21 protein-coding genes and 1 tRNA gene are annotated in these 21477 nt (G+C 67.1%); 8 read left to right on the top strand and 14 right to left on the bottom strand.

What is annotated here, in order from left to right; genetic code table 11:
• Position 1: 1 nt before the first annotated feature.
• Positions 2-820: an ABC transporter ATP-binding protein gene (locus QMZ16_RS01915; protein ID WP_022705963.1), complete on the bottom strand. Its 819-nt coding sequence runs from the start codon at positions 818-820 to the stop codon at positions 2-4.
• Positions 817-2793, bottom strand: coding sequence for an AMP-binding protein (locus QMZ16_RS01910; RefSeq protein ID WP_282601907.1), 1977 nt, complete (start codon positions 2791-2793; stop codon positions 817-819). Before QMZ16_RS01910 ends, QMZ16_RS01915 begins: the two co-directional genes overlap by 4 nt.
• A 223-nt stretch (positions 2794-3016) precedes the next feature.
• On the opposite strand from QMZ16_RS01910, the gene QMZ16_RS01905 reads away from it, so the two are divergent.
• Both QMZ16_RS01905 and QMZ16_RS01900 read left to right on the top strand, forming a co-directional pair.
• Entirely contained in the window at positions 3017-4882 is a 1866-nt protein-coding gene (locus tag QMZ16_RS01905) for a PAS-domain containing protein (RefSeq protein ID WP_282602045.1), read from the top strand.
• The gene (locus QMZ16_RS01900; protein ID WP_282601906.1) at positions 4879-5580 is read left to right on the top strand and encodes a response regulator transcription factor; all 702 of its coding nucleotides are present in this window, start codon (positions 4879-4881) and stop codon (positions 5578-5580) included. The genes QMZ16_RS01905 and QMZ16_RS01900 overlap by 4 nt, the downstream gene beginning before the upstream one ends.
• Before the next feature lie 6 nt (positions 5581-5586).
• Here QMZ16_RS01900 and QMZ16_RS01895 read toward each other — a convergent pair whose 3' ends face one another.
• From QMZ16_RS01895 to QMZ16_RS01850, 10 genes are all read right to left on the bottom strand, one after another.
• Positions 5587-7029: an aldehyde dehydrogenase family protein gene (locus QMZ16_RS01895; RefSeq protein WP_282602044.1), complete on the bottom strand. Its 1443-nt coding sequence runs from the start codon at positions 7027-7029 to the stop codon at positions 5587-5589.
• Positions 7030-7103: 74 nt separating this feature from the next.
• Entirely contained in the window at positions 7104-7937 is an 834-nt protein-coding gene (locus QMZ16_RS01890) for a glycosyltransferase family 2 protein (RefSeq protein ID WP_282601905.1), read from the bottom strand.
• Entirely contained in the window at positions 7934-8716 is a 783-nt protein-coding gene (locus QMZ16_RS01885; RefSeq protein ID WP_282601904.1) for a hypothetical protein, read from the bottom strand. Before QMZ16_RS01885 ends, QMZ16_RS01890 begins: the two co-directional genes overlap by 4 nt.
• 34 nt (positions 8717-8750) lie before the next feature.
• Positions 8751-9596: a hypothetical protein gene (locus QMZ16_RS01880; protein ID WP_282601903.1), complete on the bottom strand. Its 846-nt coding sequence runs from the start codon at positions 9594-9596 to the stop codon at positions 8751-8753.
• A 109-nt stretch (positions 9597-9705) separates the two neighbouring features.
• The gene (pnp, locus tag QMZ16_RS01875; protein ID WP_282601902.1) at positions 9706-11844 is read right to left on the bottom strand and encodes a polyribonucleotide nucleotidyltransferase; all 2139 of its coding nucleotides are present in this window, start codon (positions 11842-11844) and stop codon (positions 9706-9708) included.
• 230 nt (positions 11845-12074) lie between these two features.
• Complete coding sequence (gene rpsO / locus QMZ16_RS01870; RefSeq protein ID WP_022705972.1) at positions 12075-12344, bottom strand: 30S ribosomal protein S15; 270 nt, start codon at positions 12342-12344, stop codon at positions 12075-12077.
• A 141-nt stretch (positions 12345-12485) separates the two neighbouring features.
• On the bottom strand, positions 12486-13085 hold the full coding sequence (locus tag QMZ16_RS01865) for a calcium-binding protein (RefSeq protein WP_282601901.1): 600 nt from the start codon (positions 13083-13085) through the stop codon (positions 12486-12488).
• A gap of 26 nt (positions 13086-13111) precedes the next feature.
• Positions 13112-13255, bottom strand: coding sequence for a hypothetical protein (locus QMZ16_RS01860; protein ID WP_282601900.1), 144 nt, complete (start codon positions 13253-13255; stop codon positions 13112-13114).
• 188 nt (positions 13256-13443) lie between these two features.
• Complete coding sequence (ykgO, locus tag QMZ16_RS01855; protein WP_028725484.1) at positions 13444-13569, bottom strand: type B 50S ribosomal protein L36; 126 nt, start codon at positions 13567-13569, stop codon at positions 13444-13446.
• 82 nt (positions 13570-13651) lie between these two features.
• Positions 13652-13726: transfer RNA gene (locus tag QMZ16_RS01850), tRNA-Val, on the bottom strand.
• A 133-nt stretch (positions 13727-13859) separates the two neighbouring features.
• On the opposite strand from QMZ16_RS01850, the gene QMZ16_RS01845 reads away from it, so the two are divergent.
• Both QMZ16_RS01845 and QMZ16_RS01840 read left to right on the top strand, forming a co-directional pair.
• A complete protein-coding gene (locus QMZ16_RS01845) occupies positions 13860-14723 on the top strand; it encodes an N-formylglutamate amidohydrolase (protein WP_282601899.1) in 864 nt (287 codons plus the stop codon).
• On the top strand, positions 14701-15165 hold the full coding sequence (locus tag QMZ16_RS01840) for an NUDIX hydrolase (RefSeq protein WP_282601898.1): 465 nt from the start codon (positions 14701-14703) through the stop codon (positions 15163-15165). The genes QMZ16_RS01845 and QMZ16_RS01840 overlap by 23 nt, the downstream gene beginning before the upstream one ends.
• Here the strand turns inward: QMZ16_RS01840 and QMZ16_RS01835 are convergent.
• Both QMZ16_RS01835 and pyrF read right to left on the bottom strand, forming a co-directional pair.
• Entirely contained in the window at positions 15104-15811 is a 708-nt protein-coding gene (locus QMZ16_RS01835; protein ID WP_282601897.1) for a hypothetical protein, read from the bottom strand. The genes QMZ16_RS01840 and QMZ16_RS01835 overlap by 62 nt on opposite strands.
• Positions 15812-15859: 48 nt before the next feature.
• Positions 15860-16546 carry an orotidine-5'-phosphate decarboxylase gene (gene pyrF / locus QMZ16_RS01830; protein WP_282601896.1) on the bottom strand — a complete coding sequence of 229 codons (687 nt, stop codon included), beginning with the start codon at positions 16544-16546 and terminating at the stop codon, positions 15860-15862.
• A 160-nt stretch (positions 16547-16706) separates the two neighbouring features.
• Between pyrF and clpB the strand changes: the two genes are divergently transcribed.
• The 4 genes from clpB to msrA all read left to right on the top strand — a co-directional run bounded on the left by clpB (position 16707) and on the right by msrA (position 21444).
• Positions 16707-19340 (top strand): ATP-dependent chaperone ClpB, encoded by a 2634-nt coding sequence (clpB, locus tag QMZ16_RS01825; RefSeq protein WP_282601895.1) that lies wholly within the window; start codon positions 16707-16709, stop codon positions 19338-19340.
• 120 nt (positions 19341-19460) lie between these two features.
• Positions 19461-20426 (top strand): nitronate monooxygenase family protein, encoded by a 966-nt coding sequence (locus tag QMZ16_RS01820; protein WP_282601894.1) that lies wholly within the window; start codon positions 19461-19463, stop codon positions 20424-20426.
• 69 nt (positions 20427-20495) lie between these two features.
• The gene (gene msrB, locus QMZ16_RS01815; RefSeq protein WP_282601893.1) at positions 20496-20945 is read left to right on the top strand and encodes a peptide-methionine (R)-S-oxide reductase MsrB; all 450 of its coding nucleotides are present in this window, start codon (positions 20496-20498) and stop codon (positions 20943-20945) included.
• On the top strand, positions 20938-21444 hold the full coding sequence (msrA, locus tag QMZ16_RS01810) for a peptide-methionine (S)-S-oxide reductase MsrA (protein ID WP_282601892.1): 507 nt from the start codon (positions 20938-20940) through the stop codon (positions 21442-21444). Before msrB ends, msrA begins: the two co-directional genes overlap by 8 nt.
• The last annotated feature ends 33 nt before the right edge of the window (positions 21445-21477 follow it).

The raw sequence follows: 21477 nt of genomic DNA, 5'->3' as shown, positions 1-21477 counted from the left end.
GTCAGTCATGGGCCACCCCCAGATAGGCGTCGATGACGTCCTGGTTGTTGCGCACCTCGTCGGGGGTGCCGTCGCCGATCTTGCGGCCGTAATCCATGACGACCACGCGGTCGGACAGGTCCATGACCACGCCCATGTCGTGTTCGATCAGGCAGATCGTGGTGCCGAACTCGTCGTTCACGTCCAGGATGAAGCGGGACATGTCCTCCTTCTCCTCGACATTCATGCCGGCCATCGGCTCGTCCAGCAGCAGCAGCTGCGGTTCGGCGGCCAGCGCGCGGGCCAGCTCGACCCGCTTCTTCAGGCCATAGGGCAGCCGCCCCACCGGCGTCTTGCGGATGTTCTGGATCTCGAGGAAGTCGATGATCTTCTCGACCGCCTCGCGATGCTCGATCTCCTCGCGCTCGGCGCGGCCCCACCACATCGCCTGCGACAGGAAGCCCGACTTCATGCGGTTCAGGCGCCCGGTCATGATGTTGTCCAGAACGCTCATCCCGTCGAACAGGGCGATGTTCTGGAAGGTGCGGGCGATGCCCAGCCGCGCCACCTGGTAGGGCTTCATCGGCCCCCGGCGATAGCCCTTGAACCAGACCTCGCCTTCCTGGGGGACATAGAACCCCGAGATGACGTTCAGCATCGAGGACTTGCCCGCCCCGTTCGGGCCGATGATCGCGCGGATCTCTCCCTGGCGGATGTCGAAGCTGATGTCCTTGATCGCCACCACGCCGCCGAAGCGCAGGGTGATGTTGCGCAGGTCCATGACGGTCCCGCCGATGCGGCGGCCGTCCTCGGTCACGTATTCGTCGGTCATGCTGTTCATTCCGCCGCCACCTTCCGTGCGCTGGCCTGACCGAAGACGGGAACGTCCTCGATCCGCAGCACGGCCTTGATGCTGCCCTTGCGGCCGTCCTCGTAGGTGACCTCGGTTTCGGTACGGACCTCGGCGCTGCCGTCATAGAGCGCGTCGACCAAGTCGTGGAACTTCTCGTTGATGACGGCGCGACGGACCTTGCGGGTGCGCGTCATCTCTCCGTCGTCGGGGTCCAGTTCCTTGTGCAGGATCAGGAAGCGGTGGATCTGGCAGCCCGACAGCATCGGGTCGTCGGCCACGGAGCGGTTCACCGCCTCGACATGCTCGCGCAGCGTCGCATAGACCTGCGGATGACCCGCAAGCTCCTGGTAGCTGGCATAGGCGATGTTGTTGCGTTCCGCCCAGTTGCCCACCGCCGTCAGGTCGATGTTCAGCATCGCCGTGCAGAAGTCGCGCCCGTTGCCGATCACCACCGCCTCGAGGATCGCCGGATAGAACTTCAGCTTGTTCTCGACATATTTGGGCGCGAACATCGACCCGTCGGCCATCTTGCCCACGTCCTTGGCGCGGTCGATGATCCGCAGATGGCCGCTGCCGTCCTCGAAGAAGCCCGCATCGCCCGTGGCGACCCAGCCCTGCGCGTCCTTGGTGGATGCGGTGCTGTCGGGGTTGTCGAAATATTCGACGAAGGTGCCGGGGCTGCGATAGAAGACCTCTCCGCTGTCCGCGATGCGGACCTCGACGCCGGGGCTGGGCACGCCGACCGTATCGGAGCGCACCTGCCCGTCGGGCTGCTGGGTGATGAAGACCGATGCCTCGGTCTGGCCATAGAGCTGCTTCAGGTTGATCCCGAGGCTGCGGTAGAAATCGAAGATCTCGGGACCGATCGCCTCGCCCGCGGTGTAACCCACGCGGATCCGGCTGTAGCCCAGGGTGTTCTTCAGCGGTCCGAAGACCAGCAGGTTCCCCAGCCCGTAGGCGATGCGGTCGCCGATCCCCACCCGCTGCCCGTCCAGAAGCTGCGGCCCCACGCGGCGGGCGACCTTCATGAAGCGTTCGAACATGGCGCGCTTCAGGCGGCCCGCATCCTCCATGCGGATCATCACGCTGGTCAGCTGCCCCTCGAAGACGCGGGGCGGCGCGAAGAAATAGGTCGGGCCGATCTCGCGCAGGTCGGTCATCATCGTATGCGCCCCCTCGGGGCAGTTCACGGTGAAGCCGCACCACATGGCCTGCCCCATCGAGAAGATGAAATCGCCCACCCATGCCATCGGCAGATAGGCGACGATCTCCTCTCTCCGGTCCAGCCGGTCGAAATCGGCGCTGTTCTTCGCGGTCTCGATGATGTTGCGGTTGGACAGGACCACGCCCTTGGGCTTGCCCGTCGTCCCGCTGGTATAGAGCATGACGCAGGTCGCGTCGTAATCCAGCGCAGCGATGCGCGCGTCCAGCTCGCCCTGCAGGCGCTGCTTCGCGGCCCGGCCCTCGGCCTGGACATCGGCCAGCGCGTTCATCTGCGAATGGTCGTATTTCCGCATCCCCCGCTTGTCGGTATAGAGGATCTGCTCGATCCCCTCGACGGTGCGGGCGACCTCGAGGACCTTGTCCACCTGTTCCTGGTCGCCGCAGATCACGAAGCGCGCGCGGCAATGGCCCAGCACATAGGCCATCTCCTCGGCGACGGCATCCTGGTACAGCGGAACGGGCACGGCGCCGCACATCTGCGCCGCGACCATGCCCCAGTAATGCGCGGGCCGGTTGCGACCGATGATGGCGACATGATCGCCCGGACGCAGCCCCAGCCCCAGCAGCCCCAGTGCAAGGGCGCGGATCTCGTCGGCGGCCTCGGACCATGTCCAGCTCTGCCAGATGCCGTATTCCTTCTCGCGATAGGCCGGCCTGTGGCCGAAGCGGGCCACGTTCCGCGCCAGAAGCGCGGGTATGGAACGCAATTCGCCCGCAGGCGCCTGGCTTTCCGTCATGTCTCCTCCCTCGGTGCGCGGAACGCGCCTGTCGCCACGGGCCTCCCCTGCCCATGACGACGTTCCGCCACTGTCTGCAGCAATCATTGCCGCAGTTTTTCGGAATTCCAACGAAATGTTACGGCGCTTCCGCAGCCTGACGGGGGGTGCTAACCGTTGGATCGGGGGCCCGTGGATCGGGGGGATGGACATGACGCGAAGGGACCTGCGCGACCCGCTGACGATGGCCAGCATCGACAGCGACCTGGTCGCATCCGGGCTGAACATGATCGGACAGGCGCTGTCGATCTTCGACGACGACCTGCGGCTGCGCGTGGGCAACATGCAGTACCAGCGCATGTTCGGCCTGCCGCCCGAGCTGACCCGTCCCGGCGCCAGCTTCGAGGACACGATCCGCTTCCTGGTGCTGCGCGGCGAATACGGACCGCAGGACGATCCCGACGATGCCGTGGCCTTCCGCGTGGCGCAGGCCCGCACCTTCCAGCCGCATTACTTCGAGCGCCGCCGCGCCGACGGGCGCTGGATCGCGGTCGAGGGGGCGCCCCTGTCGCAGGGCGGCTGGGTCACCGTCTATACCGACATCACGCATATCAAGGAACAGGAACGCCTGCTGCGCGCGCGTTCCGACGCGCTGTCGGACCAGGTGCTGCTGAACGCGGAACGGCTGGCCGCGGCCAACCGCGAACTGGCCGCCACCAACGCGGCCCTGTCCGAGGCGCAGCGCGTCCTGACCCGCACCGAGGCCCGCACCCGGCAGGTGACCCAGATGGTCCCCGCCCATATCGCGCATATGGACGCGAATTTCCGCTATACCTTCTCGAACCGCAGGCTGGCCGCGATCTTTCCGGGCGCCGCGCAGGACATCGTCGGGCTGACGCTGGAACAGGCCCTGGGGCGGGAGACCTGCGCGACGCTGCTGCCCTACATGGCCCGCGCGCTGGAGGGCGACGCGCAGGTCTTCGAGATCACGCATCCCGGATCGGGGCGGCGCATCCGCATCGCGCTGACGCCCGACCATGACGGGCATGGCGTCTACATCCTGTCCACCGACGTCTCGGCCGAGGTTCAGGCCCGCGAGGCGCTGGCCCATGCGGGCAAGCGCACCTTGGCCGCGCAGATGACGGCGGGCATGGCGCATGATTTCGGGAACCTGCTGACGATCATCCTGGGGCTGCAGGGGCGGCTGGCGGCGCGCGACCTGCCCCCCGACGCCCAGGACGACGTGCAGGGCACGCTGGCCGCCGCCCGTCGCGGGGCGGCGCTGCTGGACCGGCTGGCGCGCATCTCGGGGCCGCGCGACCCGGTGCAGGAACCCGCCGACCCCGCCGCCCTGCTGACCGAGGTGGCGCAGCTGGCCCGCCCCGCCCTGTCCGAGGGGGCCGAGCTGCGGCTGGTCCTGGACCTGCCCCCCGGCAAGCAGATGCTGGACGCGGGCGCGCTGCAGGACGCGGTGCTGAACCTGATCCTGAACGCCGATGCAGCGATGCCCGGCGGTGGCAGGATCACGCTGGACGCGCATCGCACGGGCGACTGGCTGGCGATCGAGGTCGCGGACCAGGGCACCGGCTTCGCCCCCGAGGCGCTGTCCCGCGCGACCGAGCCGTTCTTCACCACCAAGAAGGGCCAGGGGTCGGGGCTGGGGCTGTCGATGGTCTATGACATGGCCAAGCTGTCGGGCGGCACGCTGCGCATCGGCAACGACCCCTCGGGCGGCGCGCGCGTCGTGCTGCGGCTGCCCTGGCGGCCCGTGGCGCCCCGCATGATCCTGCTGGTCGAGGATGACGACCAGATCCGCGCGCAGGTCCGCGACCAGCTGACCTCGCTCGGGCATTCCGTGATCGAGGCCGCCAGCCTGTCCGAGGCCCGCGCCCTGTCCGACCTGCCGGGCCTCGATGCGGTGCTGACCGACATCCAGCTGGGCGACGGGCTGGGGCTGGACCTTGCGGGCGCGCACCCGATGGTCGCCATGACATCGCTGCCGCCGGGCCACCCGCTGCGCGACGGCGCGGATTGCGCGGTCCTGACCAAGCCCTTCACCACCGCGCGGCTGGCCGCGACCCTTCTTCACGCCATACCGGATGCCCCATGACCGACACGCCGCTGATCGCCATCCTGGACGACGAACCCGAGATCCGCCGCCTTCTGTCGCAGGCGCTGGAGCAGTCGGGCTTTCGCACGCAGTCCTTTTCCCGCGCGACCGAGTTCGAGGCCGCCCTGCGCCGCATCACCCCCGATGCCTGCCTGATCGACCTGGGCCTGCCCGATCGCGACGGGCTGGCGCTGGTGCACCGGCTGGCCAGCGAATCCGGGGCGGCGATCATCATCATCTCGGGGCGGGCGCAGGTGCAGGATCGCGTCACGGGGCTGGAGCTGGGCGCGGACGATTACATCATCAAGCCCTTCGAACCCGCCGAGGTCGTGGCCCGCATCCGTGCACGCCTGCGCCGCCCCGCCCGCGACGCGACCGCCCGCGCGCAGACCCTGCGCTTCGCGGGCTGGACCGCCGATTTCGACCGCTACGTGCTGATGTCGCCCGAAGGCGTCGAAACGCCGCTCAGCCATGCCGAGGCCGAGGTGCTGCGGCTGTTCACCGACAATCCCCGCCGCCTGATCACGCGGGCACAGATGCTGGAGACGCTTGGGGGTGCGGCGGGCGACAGCTTCGACCGGGCGATGGACGTGAGGATCTCTCGGCTGCGCACCAAGCTGGGCGAGGATCCGAAGAACCCGCGCCTGATCAAGACGATCTATGGCGCGGGTTACATCTTTCTTGCGGAACTGGACTGACGCCGATCAGGCGTCGTTGTCCCAGGCGCTGATGGCCTTGCTGTCCATGAACTCTTCCAGGCCCATGATCCCGCCCTCGCGCGCGCGGCCGGACATCTTGACCCCACCGAAGGCCGAACCGGCACCGCGGGATTCGCCGTTCATCTCGACCATGCCCGAGCGCAGCTGACGTGCCACGCGGTTGCGCCGCGCGCCGTCCTGCGACTGGACATAGTTGGTCAGGCCGTAAGGCGTGTCGTTCGCGATGCGGACGGCCTCTTCCTCGGTGTCGAAGGGAATGATCGACAGGACCGGGCCGAAGATCTCCTGCTGGGCGATCGTCATGTCGTTCGACACGTCGGCAAAGACCGTGGGACGCACGAAATACCCGCGGTTGACGCCTTCGGGCAGGCCGGTGCCGCCCGCGACCAGGCGCGCGCCCTCGTCGATGCCCTGCTGGATCAGGTCTTGGATCTTGTCCCACTGCGCCTTGCTGACCACGGGGCCGATATGGCGCCCGGGCTGGTGGGCGGTGGCGACGGCGGTCTCGGTCGCGACGCGGGCCGCGGTCTCGACCGCAGCGTCATAGACCGAGCGTTCGACCAGCATCCGGGTCGGCGCGTTGCAGGACTGGCCGGTATTGTTGAAGCAATGCGCGGCTCCGCGCGCGACGGCCTGCTCATCGGCATCGGCGAAGACGATGTTCGCGCCCTTGCCGCCCAGTTCCAGCACGACCTTCTTCAGGCTGTCGGCCGCCGCCTTGGTGATGGCGATGCCCGCGCGGGTCGACCCGGTAAAACTGATCATCTCGACATCGGGATGGGTGGACAGCTGGCTGCCGACGCCCATGCCGTCGCCATTGACCAGGTTGAACACGCCCGCGGGCACGCCCGCCTCGTCCATGATCTCGGCGAACAGATGCGAGGACAGCGGCGCGATCTCGGAGGGTTTCAGCACGCAGGTGTTGCCCGCCAGGATCGCCGGGATCACCTTCAGCGTGACCTGGTTCATCGGCCAGTTCCAGGGCGTGATCAGCCCCACGACGCCGACCGGCTCCCACGTGGTGACCGAGGTCGGCGCATGCGGCCCGAGCGGACGCACGAACTCGAACTCGCGGAAGGCGTCGATGAAGTTCTGGATGTGCCAGCTGCCCGCCGACGCCTGTGAATTCAGCGACATGTCCTGCGGCGCGCCCATTTCCAGGCTGATCGCACGGGCCATGTCCTCGATCCGGGATTCGTAGACCTTCAGCACCTTCTCGACCACGGCCAGCCGCTTGGCGGGCGGGGTCGCGGACCATTCCGGGAAGGCACGCTTGGCCGCCGCGACCGCGCGGTCGGTATCGGCCTGATCCCCCAGGGATATCACGGCCACGGCCTCTTCGGTCGAGGGGTCGATCACCTCGAGATCGCGGGCGGCGGCGGGATCGGCCCACGCACCGTCGATATAGAACTGACGCTTGTCCAGCAGATCGGACATCTTGCCCTCCTTTGGCTTTCGGGGCGCAGCCTGACACCGCGTCCCGCAAGCCGCAAGGGCGCGGGTCAGTCTTCGACGCCGCCGGGCCAGCCATAGCGGGCGATCATGGCCGCGATCGCGCGGTCGTTACCCGATCCAGACTGCGTGTTGGCCTGTCGCAGGCAGCTGTCCTGGCTGCCCTCCCATTCCAGGATGCGCTGCCGTCCGCCGATCTTGCGCGCCTCGACCCCGTTCATGCGGTGCATCCAGTACAGCCACACATCGTCGGAACTGGGCGCAAGATCGGTGAACAGATCGGCCCGCAGCGCGTCGGGATGCAGCGCCCCGGGGGCATAGATGACGCCCGACACGCCGGTCAGGAAGACCTGCGGCCCGGTTTCTGGGGCGTCGATGTTGTGCGACCAGCGATCATAGGGCGCAGGCGTTTCCGGCCCGGCCATCGCGATCCGGTGTGCCCGGTTGCAGGCCACCCGTGCGCCGTCGCGCGCGGCATCTACCAGCCCTGCCAGCCAGCCCTGCGGATAGAAGACGTCGTCATCCGCCGTCACGATATAGGCGTCGGGATAGTGATGCAGGCTGGGCACGATCTTCTTGTAGGATCGCAGGTCGGGACAGGCCCGGACCTGCAATCCCGGCAGCGCGGGAATATCGGCGGGCAGCTTGGGCAGGTCGTCCTCGGCCAGCCACAGGACGACGGCATCGGGGCGCACGTCCTGGCGCAGGATGGATTGCAGCGTCGGCTTCAGGGTCGCGAATCGCGCGCAATAGCTGGTCAGCGACACGACCAGCGGTGCGGGCAGCCCGTGCGGACGCGGCTGGGGCGCGGGGCGCGACAGCTCGGCCAGTGCGCGCGCGGTGCGGCGGCGATGCTTCAGGCGGCGGAACGCGGCCGAGATCATTTCGCCTGCCAGGCGTCGCGCAGCCAGTCGATCCGACCGATCCGGCGGTACCACTTGTGCCCGCGCCCGGCAAAGACGTCCTCCATCTTTGGCGCTCCGGCGAAGAGGACGATCCGCGCACCCTCGGGCAGTTCGGGATCGCGGAGATAGCTTTGCAGCGAGGGCGCCACGCAGTCGTTCTTGAAGCTGACGCACCAGCCCTTCGGCCAGTAATGCAGATCGCCATGCGCGGCCAGCTGGGCGGACTGGAACTGCTGGCTGATCTCGTAGTCCCGGGTCGCGGCGGCCGGATCGGCCAGATAGGCATCTAGGATGTAGGCATGTTCGCCGATGCGGAACCGGAACACGCTGGAATTGCCGACGCTGTGCAGGAAGCGGTCGCGCGCGGGGTTCAGGCGGCGCAGGGGCTTGGGGCGGAACAGGTCGTCGTCGCGGATGATGCGGAAATCGCCGGGCAGATCGAAGAACGGGTCCAGGTCGTCCACGACCACAAGGTCGATATCCAGGAACAGCGCCGTGCCCGACAGCCCCGCCAGGTCGGGGCGGAAGATGGCCAGCTTGCGCCAACGCGTGTCGCCATGCCCCTCGGGCAGGCCCAGCTCGGGCAGGTCCATCGCCTCGACCCCGGCATCCAGCCCGCGCGCATCGTCGGTGAAGCAGATGAAGCGATGCGGCCGCGACAGATGCCGCCGCACCTGGCGCGCCAGTCGGTTCACGTCCTCGGCTCCATAGAGCGTGCCCCATTTCATCGTCAGGATCAGGACCGGCTGGTCAGTCATTCGCAGGTGCCCCCAAATGTCTTGCCGTCTGGAATCACGGGCGCAGGTCTGCGGCCCCGGGATCGGAATTGCTTATCTGCGCTTGTGGCCCGGATGAGGGTGCGCAGGCAAGCAGGCTGTCGATCGGGCGCCCCGTCACGCGGGCGATCGCCCGCAAGACGTTCGGCCCAAGCGTCACGTTCATGCCACGCGATATCGCGGCCGCGACGTCTTTGGCCAGGATGGCGGCCTCGGCCTCTGGGTCGTGATGTCCGGCGGCAGCGACGCGGCTGCGCGCCGCCTCGTCGGTGGCCACGGCATCGTCATATCCCGCGATATAGCGGGTCGAGAAGAAGGTGAAGCCCGCGATGGCCAACTCGGCCACGGGCATGTCCAGCATGACGGACGCGGCCACCAGGCCGGAACTGGGGCTGGCCCCGCCCAACCTGCGCGACAGGCTGCGGTACCGCTCCAGCGGGATGCGCACCACGGGGACACCTCGCAGGCGTTTCTTCTGGATCAGGGTGTTCAGAAGCGCGCTGCGCGTGGCGGTCCGGTGGACGATGCAGCGAACACCCGCACGGTCCAGCTTGTCCGGCGTCACCGGACGGGCATCGCCTGTCAGCGAATGAAACAGCAGGTCGCAACGCAGCGCGTCATGCCCACGAAGCTGCACGGGCGTGTCCAGCCCGTTGTTGAACCGCACCAGCAGATCGTAACGGGCGCAGTCCAGTGCGCCCAGATCCTCGGCCAGACACGAGGCCGAGCCCATGATCAGCACCCGCCTGCCCCGCAGCATCTCGGGATCGAGGTCCAGATTGCGGGTCAAAAGCTGCAGCAGCGGCCCCCGCAGGACGGGCGGCAGGCGCGACAGGATTGCGTGTTCCAGGCTCATCGGCATGCAGCCAGTTCTGCGGGATCGCATGCAGGATGCCAATGCACATCAGCGTGGGCCCGGAACGAAGAAGGGCCCCGCAATCGCGGGGCCCCTGTCCGGAAAGACGATCCGATCACTCGGTCGCTTCTTCCTTCTTCTCGACGATTTCCTCGCCGGTTTCCTGGTCGACCATCTTCATGCCCAGGCGGACCTTGCCGCGATCGTCGAAGCCCAGCAGCTTGACCTTCACTTCCTGGCCTTCCTTCAGCAGCTCGGACGGGTGGCCCAGGCGCTTGTTGGCGATCTGGGACACGTGCACCAGGCCGTCGCGCTTGCCGAAGAAGTTCACGAAGGCGCCGAAATCGACCAGCTTCACGACCTTGCCCGTATAGACCTTGCCCTCTTCGGGTTCGGCCACGATCGAGTAGATCATGTCATAGGCCTTCTGGATCGCATCGCCGTTCGAGGACGCGATCTTGATCGTGCCGTCGTCGTTGATGTCGACCTTGGCGCCCGAGACCTCGACGATCTCGCGGATGACCTTGCCGCCCGAACCGATCACTTCGCGGATCTTGTCGGTCGGGATCTGCATCGTCTCGATGCGCGGGGCATGGGCCGAGAAGCTGCCGGCCTCGCTGATGGCCTTCGACATCTCGGACAGGATGTGCATCCGGCCGTCCTTGGCCTGTGCCAGCGCCTGTTCCATGATCGCGGGCGTGATGCCCTGGACCTTGATGTCCATCTGCAGGCTGGTGATGCCCGCTTCGGTGCCGGCGACCTTGAAGTCCATGTCGCCGAGGTGATCCTCGTCGCCCAGGATGTCGGTCAGGACGGCGAAGCGGCCGTCATCTTCCAGGATCAGGCCCATCGCGACGCCCGCGACCGGTGCCTTCAGCGGGACGCCCGCATCCATCATCGACAGCGAACCGCCGCAGACCGAAGCCATCGAGGACGAACCGTTCGATTCGGTGATCTCGGAGACGACGCGGATCGTGTAGGGGAAATCGGTCGCGGCGGGCAGCACGGCCTGAAGCGCGCGCCATGCCAGCTTGCCGTGGCCGATCTCGCGGCGACCGGGCGAACCGACGCGGCCAACCTCGCCGACCGAATAGGGCGGGAAGTTGTAGTGCAGCAGGAAGTTCGAGCGGAAGTTGCCGTGCAGCGCGTCGATGATCTGTTCGTCATCGCCGGTGCCGAGCGTGGTCACGACCAGGGCCTGGGTCTCGCCGCGGGTGAACAGCGACGAACCGTGGGTGCGCGGCAGGACGCCGACCTGGCTTTCGATGCTGCGGACGGTCTTGGTGTCGCGACCGTCGATGCGGGCGCCACCGTCGATGATGTCACCGCGCAGGATGCCCGATTCCAGCTTCTTCAGGGCCGAACCCAGGTTGGCATCGGCCAGTTCTTCCTCGGTCAGCTGTTCCTTGACCTTCGCCTTGGCGGCGGCGATGGCGTCCTGACGGTCCGACTTGTCACGGATCGCATAGGCGGCACGCATCTCGGCCTCGCCCAAGGATTTCACGCGGGCATAGAGCGCGCTGTAATCCGGCGACTGGAAGTCGAACGGCTCCTTGGCGGCAGCCTCGGCCAGGTCGATGATCAGGTCCAGGACCGGCTGCATGGCGTCATGGCCGAACTTGACCGCGCCCAGCATCTCTTCCTCGGTCAGCTCGTAGGCTTCCGATTCGACCATCATCACGGCGTCCTTGGTCCCGGCGACGACCAGGTCCAGACGCTGTTCGGGGTTGTTGCGCAGCTGATCCATGTCCGAGACTTCGGGGTTCAGCACGTATTCGCCATCCGAGAAGCCGACGCGGGCTGCGCCGATCGGGCCCATGAAGGGCACGCCCGAGATGGTCAGCGCGGCCGAGGCGGCGATCATGGCAACGATGTCGGGATCGTTGACCAGGTCGTGGCTCAGCACGGTGCACATCACCAGGACTTCGTGCTTGAAGCCGGGGGCGAACAGCGGACGGATGGGTCGGTCGATCAGGCGGGCGGTCAGCGTCTCTTTTTCGGACGGACGAGCCTCACGCTTGAAGAAGCCGCCGGGCACCTTGCCCGCGGCATAGTATTTTTCCTGGTAGTGGACCGTCAGCGGGAAGAAGTCCTGCCCGGGCTTCGGTTCCTTCGCGAAGGTCACGTTGGCCATCACGCTGGTCTCGCCAAGGGTGGCGATGACGCTGCCGTCGGCCTGACGGGCAACCTTGCCCGTTTCCAGCGTGAGCGTTTCCTGGCCCCACTGGATCGATTTCGTCACGACATCAAACATCTGGTTTCCTCTTGGGACCGACCGGCCCTCCGGTGATCCCGTGTCATATGGCGGCCCCATTGCCGCCGCCCCGATCCTTATCGCATGCGCCCCGGGGCCGGGCCTCACGTCTCAGATTTCGCGGCCATACAGGAAAACCGGCGATTTGAAAAGACGCGGCAAGGCACGAGAAAACGCCCGTGACCGGCCGGTCACGGGCGCCATTTGCCATCGAAAGGCAGGCCGTCGTCTTAGCGACGCAGGCCCAGCTTGGCGATGATCACGTTGTAGCGAGCTTCTTCCTTGCCCTTCAGGTAGTCCAGCAGCTTGCGGCGCTGAGCGACGAGCTTCAGCAGGCCACGACGGCTGTGGTTGTCCTTCTTGTGCGTCTTGAAGTGCTCGGTCAGCGTGACGATGCGCGAGGTCAGGATCGCGATCTGGACTTCTGCGCTGCCGGTGTCGCCTTCGGTCTTGCCGAATTCCTTGATGACGCGGGCTTTTTCTTCTGCGGTGATCGACATCGGGATCTCCTTTCGGATTAGGGTGACGGCGCAGGCCGGGATGTCGTCCAGCACGGGCCCATGAATCGCCCGCCGGGCCGTGACCCAAGCGGATGCGCGCAACTAGACGAAATGCAGCCGTTTGGAAACCCCTTTCGGGGATCAGCCGCCCGCGATCATGCGGATATGCGACAGTTCCAGCCCGCCACGCTGCAGCAGGCGCCCCACGGCCTGGTCGTTCACCTCGATGACGGTGGTGCCGTCCTCGTCCTCGCGAATCGACAGGCGCGCACCCTCGATCATGTCCTGGGGGACATGCAGCAGGATCTCGTCCTCGGCCGCGTCGAAATCGGCGATGATCGGCACGTCTTGATGCAGGCCCCGCAGTTCGAACAGGTCGGCCCCCGCATTGCCGGACGCGAAATCGCCCGCGCCGGGCATCAGCGTGTCGTCGCCCTCGCCCCCGTTCATCCAGACGGTGTCGGGATCGTCGTCCCCGATCAGGATGTCGTCGCCCGCGCCGCCGTCCAGATCGTCAGCCCCTCCGCCCGAGACGAGCAGATCGTCGCCGTCATTCCCCGACAGCCAGTCGTTGCCCGTGCCGCCGAAAAGCGAATCGTTCCCCTCGCCGCCAAGGATGGTGTCGTCCCCCTCGTCCCCGAAGACCAGGTCGTCGCCTCCCTGCCCGGTCAGCGAATCATCGCCCGCGCCGCCATGGACCGTGTCGCCGCTGCCCGGACCATAGGGCAGATCGCCCTGCACCCAGTCGTCGCCCGCACCGGCCTCGATCAGGTCGGCGGCAGCGCATCGTCCGATTCGGGGGGATCCGGGGGCAGATCGTCGTCATCCACCTCGGACCGGGTGGCCAGGCTGGTCACGTCGACCATCATGCCGGCCACGAGAATGCTGATGACACCGCCGATGATGAACATGATACGATCCCGCAAGCCCGGCCCCCTGCCGGTCCCGCAAGGATAACCTGCAATCGCCGGGCGCAGAACGGAAAACTTGCCAATTCGTTAACGCCCGCGCGCAGGCATGAAAAAACCCGCCTCGAAGGGCGGGTTCATTCGCGTTTTCCATGACTTGCCGGGATGTTCCGGCGCAAGCCTTCCGTCGATCAGCCCTGGCGGGCCTTGAAGCGGCGGTTGGTCTTGTTGATCACGTAGATACGGCCCTTGCGGCGCACGATCTGACAATCGCGATGCCGGCTCTTGAGCGAGCGGAGCGAGTTGCGAACCTTCATAGGTCTTCTCCATCATCGCGGCGCGTCGCAGCCGCTTGGAAAACAAATGCCCCCGACTTGCGGCCGGGGGCGGCGAAAAATATGGTGGGCGGTACTGGGATCGAACCAGTGGCCACTACGATGTCAACGTAGTGCTCTACCGCTGAGCTAACCGCCCGTTCCTCGACTTCGCGTCTCCGCTTCGTCTTGGTTCGCGATCCTATATAAGGGCGCTTCGGGGGATTCAAGACCTATCAGCAGCAGTTTTTTCAGGTTTATATGCGAATGTCGTTTCTGCACGGGAAATCCACGTGTCACTGATCGAACAACCCTTCCGACTCGTGCGTCCCGCGGCCTGGTCCAGCGGGGTCATCTTCGCCTCGCCGCATTCGGGCTGCGAATATCCCGAATGGTTCCTGGCCGACACGAATCTGTCGATCGACGAATTGCGCTCGTCCGAGGATGCCTTCGTGGACCGCTTCATCGAGGCCGCGCCCCATTACGGGGCCGTCGCGCTGTCATCGCCCATCCCGCGCAGCATCGTCGATCTGAACCGCGCCGCCGACGAGATCGACCCCCTGCTGGTGCGCGGCGTTCCGCGCCATCCGCTGAACCAGCGCACGATGGCGGGGCTGGGGGTGATTCCCCGCGTCGTGTCGCAGGGGCGGGCCATCCACCGCCGCCAGATGGAACGCGCCGAGGCCGAGCGCCGGATCGAGGCCTGCTGGCGCCCCTATCACCAGCAGCTGGACGCGCTGATCCGCGAGGCCCGCGCCCGATTCGGGCAGGCGATCCTGATCGACATGCATTCGATGCCCCATGACGCGCTGTCGCATCTGCAGGGGCCGCGCCCCGACATGGTGCTTGGCAACCGCCACGGCCTCTCCGCTGCGGCCCGCATTTCCGAGGCCGTCTGCGAGGCGATCGAGGACGAGGGCTGGCGCATCCGCCGCAACTCGCCGTTCTCGGGGGCCTATATCTGCAGCGCCTACGGGCGGCCCGCCCAGAACATCCACGTCGTCCAGCTCGAGATCGACCGCTCGCTCTACATGGACGAGGCGACGATCACGCCGCGCGCCGATTTCGACGGCTTCGCGAAGCGGATGGAGCGTGTGGTCGCGCGGCTTTCGACATTGGGCGCGGATCGCGGCAATGGCCAGATCGCCGCAGAGTGACGCCTTCAACGGTGCCAAGCTGCTGCTGCGCCGCGAATCGTCGATGCTGACGCTGCTGCGCGACGATTTCCCCGGCCTGCCCTTTCCTGGTCACTGGGATCTGCCCGGCGGCGGACGCGAGGGAGGCGAATCGCCCCTGCGCTGCGCCCTGCGCGAACTGTCCGAGGAAGTCGGCCTGTCGCTGAGCCCGGATCGCCTGACAGGGCATGCCTTCCCGTCGCAGTCGCGCCCGGGCATGACCTCGTGGCTGTTCACGGGCCAGATCACCGCATCCGAGATCGCCTCCCTGCGGTTGGGCGACGAAGGTCAGGCATGGGCGATGATGCCGGTGGCGGATTACCTGGCCCATCCGCTGTCGATCCCGCATTTCCGCGACTGGATCAGGGCCGTTCTGCCCCCCGCGCCATGTTGCGCACCAGCGGGCGCAGGCTGTCGCCCTTGACCGCCCAGCTGGTCGCGAAGGCGAAGCAGGCGACGCTCTCCAGCCAGAAGACGGGGCGCAGGATGGCCAGTGCGTCATCCAGCCCGGTCGCAGCCATCACGCCGATCACGGCGATGCAGCCGATGATCGTCCAGCCGCAGATGCGATAGATCCGGTTCGAGGCCCGCTTCTCGGGGCTGTCCTCGTCGCCCTTCACGAACAGCACCAGGCAGAAGACGGCAAGCGCGCCGAAGAACAGCGCCGCCGCCGCGAAATGCAGCATCGCCGCCCTGCCCGGCCCCAGCAGGCATTGCAGCGCGGTGCAGTCCACCTCGGGACCATAGGTCGGGGCCAGCGCGACGATGGCCGCCGATACCGCCGCCAGCCGCGCCATGCGGCGGTCGGTGATCAGGTCGCCCGCGCGCGGGCGGAACCCCTCGTAGGACCACAGGAAGACGGCCTGCGCGAACAGCGTGCCCACGAAGACCTCGCGCATCGAGCTGTAATAGTAGGACGAGATGCTGGTCCGCAGCCCGCCCTGCATGAAGGGCGCCGACAGAAGCAGGATCACGGGCAGGAAGAAGCCCAGTGCCCCGATCGCCCGCCTGACGGACAGGAAGGACAGAACCAGTTCGTTATGGGCCTTTTCGGATGCACCCTGCGACATGACAGCCCCCGCCTTTGCGGGGAATGGTGGCCGCAGGGGCGATTCGCGTCAATGCACGCGCAGCTCGGACAGAATCGCCTCGGCCGCGGCGCGCGGATCGGCGGCCTTCCAGACGGGACGCCCGACGACGATGTGATCGGCCCCGGCGGCAATGGCGCTGGAGGGGGTCTCGACCCGCTTCTGATCGCCAAGCGCGCTGCCCGTCGGGCGCACGCCCGGCGTCACGATCAGGCGCGAATTCGGCAGGGCGCGGATGTCGGCGGCCTCGCGCGGGGAACAGATGATGCCGTCGGCACCGGCCTCGAAGGCGCGGGCGGCACGTTCCACGGTGATCTGGTGCAGATCGCCCGGCTGGATCATCCCCGCATCCAGATCCGCGCGGTCCAGCGAGGTCAGGATGGTCACGCCCAGGATCTTGAGGCCGGTCCCGGCGGCGCCCTCCTTGGCGGCGCGGACCACATGCGGATCGCCGTGCACGGTCAGGAAGTCCAGGTCGAACTGCGCCAGCCCGCGGACCGCGGCCTCGACCGTGGCGCCGATGTCGAACAGCTTCATGTCCAGGAAGATGCGCTTGCCATGCTCCTGCTTCAGCTCGTTCGCCAGGGCCAGCCCGCCGCCGGTCAGCATCCCCAGGCCGATCTTGTAGAAGCCCACCGCATCGCCCAGCTTGCCCGCCAGGTCCAGCCCCGCGACCGCATTCGGCACGTCCATCGCCACGATCAGCCTGTCATCCATCCCGAAACATCCCCTGCGCATGAAATCGGCGCGTTATGTCACGATAACCCGCAGCTTGAAAGCTTCGGGCGGCTCTCTATCTCTTTTCCATGACCCGGACCGGGGGCGTGCCGCAACAGGGCGCCCGCAAACCGGGGGCTTTGCACAAGGAGAAGTACCGATGAACATGGAGAAGTTCACGGAGCGGTCGCGCGGCTTCATCCAGGCCGCCCAGACCATCGCGATCCGCGAGAACCAGCAGCGCGTGGTGCCCGAGCATCTGCTGAAGGCGCTGATGGATGACGACCAGGGGCTGGCCGCGAACCTGATCACCCGCGCGGGCGGGGATGCGGGCGCGGTGCGCAACGCGGTCGACCAGGCCGTAGCCAAGCTGACCCGCGTGACGGGCGGCGGGGGCCAGGTCTATGTCGATCCCAGCCTGGTGCGCGTTCTGGACGAGGCCGAGCAGGTCGCGAAGAAGGCGGGCGACAGCTTCGTGCCGGTCGAACGGCTGCTGATGGCGCTAGCCATGGTCAACACCAATGCCCGCGACGCCCTCTCGGCGGGCCAGGTGAACGCGCAGGCGCTGAACGCCGCGATTTCCGACATCCGCAAGGGCCGCACCGCCGACACGGCATCGGCCGAGGACAGCTACGAGGCGCTGGAGAAATACGCCCGCGACCTGACCGCCGCCGCCCGCGACGGCAAGATCGACCCCATCATCGGCCGCGACGAGGAGATCCGCCGCGCCATGCAGGTCCTGTCGCGCCGCACCAAGAACAACCCCGTCCTGATCGGCGAGCCCGGCGTCGGCAAGACCGCCATCGCCGAGGGGCTGGCCCTGCGCATCGTCGACGGCGATGTCCCCGAATCCCTGCGCGACAAGCGGCTGATGGCGCTGGATATGGGCGCGCTGATCGCCGGCGCGAAATATCGCGGCGATTTCGAGGAGCGCCTGAAATCCATCCTCAAGGAGATCGAGACCGCCGCGGGCGAGATCGTGCTGTTCATCGACGAGCTGCACACCCTCGTGGGCGCGGGCAAGACCGATGGCGCGATGGATGCCGCGAACCTGATCAAGCCCGCCCTTGCCCGTGGCGAGCTGCATTGCGTCGGGGCCACCACGCTGGACGAATACCGCAAGTATATCGAGAAGGACGCGGCCCTTGCCCGCCGGTTCCAGCCGGTGATGGTCGAGGAACCGACCGTGGACGACACCATCAGCATCCTGCGCGGGATCAAGGAGAAGTACGAGCTTCACCACGGCGTGCGCATCAGCGACGCCGCGCTGGTGGCGGCAGCCCAGCTGTCGAACCGCTACATCACCGACCGCTTCCTGCCCGACAAGGCCATCGACCTTGTCGACGAGGCCGCGTCCCGCCTGCGGATGGAGGTCGACAGCAAGCCCGAGGAACTGGACGCGCTGGACCGCCAGATCCTGCAGATGCAGATCGAGGCCGAGGCCCTCAAGAAAGAGGACGACGCCGCCAGCCGCGACCGGCTGGAGCGGCTGGAGAAGGACCTGTCGAACCTGCAGGACCGCAGTGCCGAGATGACCGCCCGCTGGCAGGCCGAACGCGACAAGATGGAGGGTTCGCGCAACCTGCAGGAACAGCTGGACCGCGCACGGGCCGAGTTGGACCAGGCCAAGCGAGAGGGCAACCTCGCCCGCGCCGGAGAGCTGTCCTATGGCATCATCCCCGGCCTGGAAAAACAGCTGGCCGAGGCTGACGACGCCGAAGGCCCGATGGTCGAGGAGGCCGTCCGCCCCGAGCAGATCGCCGAGGTGGTCGAACGCTGGACCGGCATCCCCACCGCCAAGATGCTGGAGGGCGAACGCGACAAGCTGCTGCGCATGGAGGAGGAGATCGGCCGCCGCGTGATCGGCCAGTCCGAGGCCGTCACCGCCGTCAGCAACGCCGTCCGCCGCGCCCGCGCGGGCCTGAACGACGAGAACCGCCCCCTCGGGTCGTTCCTGTTCCTTGGCCCCACCGGCGTCGGCAAGACCGAGCTGACCAAGGCGCTGGCCGAATACATGTTCGACGATGACAGCGCGATGGTCCGCATCGACATGTCCGAGTTCATGGAGAAGCACTCGGTCGCCCGCCTGATCGGCGCGCCTCCGGGCTATGTCGGCTATGACGAGGGCGGCGTCCTGACCGAGGCCGTGCGTCGGCGCCCCTACCAGGTGATACTGTTCGACGAGGTCGAGAAAGCGCATCCCGACGTCTTCAACGTGCTGCTGCAGGTGCTGGACGACGGGCAGCTGACCGACGGCCAGGGCCGGACGGTGGATTTCAAGCAGACGCTGATCATCCTGACCTCGAACCTGGGATCGCAGGCGCTGTCCACCCTGCCCGAGGATGCGGATGCCACCGATGCCCGCCAGCAGGTCATGGAGGCCGTGCGCGCGCATTTCCGCCCCGAGTTCCTGAACCGCCTGGACGAGTTGATCATCTTCCGCCGCCTGACGCGGGACAACATGGACGGGATCGTCACCATCCAGCTGGCGCGTCTTGGCGCGCGGCTGGCGGGGCGCAAGATCGCGCTGGAGCTGGACGACGACGCCCGCAAGTGGCTGGCCGATCAGGGATACGACCCGGTCTTCGGCGCGCGCCCGCTGAAGCGCGTGATCCAGCGCGCGCTGCAGGACCCGCTGGCCGAGCTGCTGCTGTCGGGCGAGGTTCTGGACGGGCAGACCCTGCACGTGACGGCCGGCCCCGAGGGGTTGCTGGTGGGGGACCGCGTCGGCCGGTCGGGACCGCGCCTTGGCGCGGTCGGCGAAGGCCCCCGCCCCGACGCCCCCATCCACTGAGGCGACGGACCCGAACAAAGAAGGCCCCGGCAGATCGCCGGGGCCTTTCTCATGTCGCCGCGTCAGGGTTGCCGCCCGCGTAAACCCTTGGCATCGTTCGCCCACATCAGGGAGGAATTGATGCTGCCACAGATCCTGCGCAACCTGCGCATCCCCGTCGTCGCCTCGCCCATGTTCATCGTGTCGGGGCCCGAACTGGTCATCGCGCAATGCAAGGCGGGCATCGTCGGCAGCTTTCCGGCGCTGAACGCGCGTGAGAAGGACGGAGAGCCGCCATTGCTGGATGCATGGCTGACCCGCATCACCGAGGAACTGGACCGCCACAACCAGGCCAATCCCGACAAGCCCGCGGCGCCCTTCGCGGTGAACCAGATCGTCCATCGCAGCAATGCGCGGCTGGAACGCGATCTCGAGATCTGCAACCGCCACAAGGTGCCGATCTGGATCACCTCGCTTGGCGCACGCCCCGAGGTGAACGAGGCCGCCCATGATTGCGGCGGCATCGCGCTGCACGACGTGATCAACAACGTCTTCGCCAAGAAGGCGATCGAGAAGGGCGCCGACGGACTGATCGCGGTCGCGGCGGGTGCGGGCGGCCATGCGGGGCCGCAATCGCCCTTCGCCCTGATCCAGGAAATCCGCGAATGGTTCGACGGGCCGCTGCTGCTGTCGGGGTCCATCGCGACGGGCGGTGCGGTGCTGGCGGCGCGGGCGATGGGGGCGGATCTCGCCTATATCGGCAGCCCGTTCATCGCCACGGACGAGGCGAACGCACAGGCCGAGTACAAGCAGATGATCGTCGATTCGGGCGCGATGGACATCGTGACCAGTTCGCTTTTCACCGGGGTGTCGGGGAACTATCTTGCGCCGTCGATCCGGAACGCGGGGCTGGACCCGGACAACCTGGCATCGGCCGATGTCAGCGCCATGAACTTCGGCGGGGGATCCTCGAAACCCAAGGCCTGGAGCCAGATCTGGGGCGCGGGCCAGGGCATCGGCGCGGTCAAGTCGGTCGGTCCCGTGGCCTCGCTGGTCGACCGGCTGGCCCGCGAATACGACGCGGCCCGTCGCGACATCATGGCCTGAACCTTTGCGAAGCGGGGTGGCAATGCCCATATGTGGGCACGGAAGCCACCCCATTTCCCGGAGGATCAATTGGCATACGAGAAATCGCAGGACGCGATCGACAGGCTGACGCCCGAGCAGTATCGCGTCACGCAGGAAAACGGCACCGAACGGGCCTTCACCGGCGAATACGACCACCATTTCGAACCCGGCATCTATGTCGACATCGTGTCGGGCGAACCGCTGTTCGCGTCGGGGGCGAAGTACAATTCCGGCTGCGGCTGGCCCGCCTTCACCAAGCCGATCGAGCAGAACGTGACCGAGCATCACGACGCCTCGCACGGGATGGTCCGGGTCGAGGTCCGTTCGAAGCATGGCGACAGCCATCTGGGCCACGTCTTTCCCGACGGCCCGCGCGAGGCGGGCGGTCTGCGCTACTGCATCAACTCAGCATCGTTGCGGTTCGTGCCGAAGGACCGGATGGAGGCTGAGGGCTACGGCGAATACCTGGATCAGGTCGGCGAGGTGACCCATGGCTGAGCGCGCGGTTCTGGCGGGTGGCTGCTTCTGGGGCATGCAGGATCTGATCCGCAAGCTGCCGGGCGTGCTGTCGACCCGCGTGGGGTATTCGGGCGGCGACGTCCCGAACGCGACCTATCGCAATCACGGCACCCATGCCGAGGCCATCGAGATCGTCTTCGATCCCGACATGACCACCTATCGCCACCTGCTGGAGTTCTTCTTCCAGATCCACGATCCGACCACGCCGAACCGGCAGGGCAACGATATCGGGATGAGCTATCGCTCGGCGATCTACTACGTCTCCGAGGAACAGCGGCTGGTGGTGCTGGACACGATCGCGGATGTCGAGGCGTCGAGCCTCTGGCCGGGCAAGGTCGTGACCGAGGTGGAGCCGGTGGGCGACTTCTGGGAGGCCGAGCCCGAGCACCAGGATTACTTGGAGCGGTTCCCGAACGGCTATACCTGCCACTTCCCCCGCCCCGACTGGGTGCTGCCCAAGCGCGAAGCGGCCGAGTGAACACGAAGACGAGGAGGGGGCGATGTCCCCTCC

Origin of the sequence: Paracoccus sp. PARArs4, assembly GCF_947311865.1 — a bacterium.
In the GTDB taxonomy this organism is placed as follows: Bacteria; Pseudomonadota; Alphaproteobacteria; order Rhodobacterales; family Rhodobacteraceae; genus Paracoccus; species Paracoccus zeaxanthinifaciens.
Note: the sequence above shows the minus strand (reverse complement) of the source record. Positions and strands in the feature narration are given on the sequence as shown.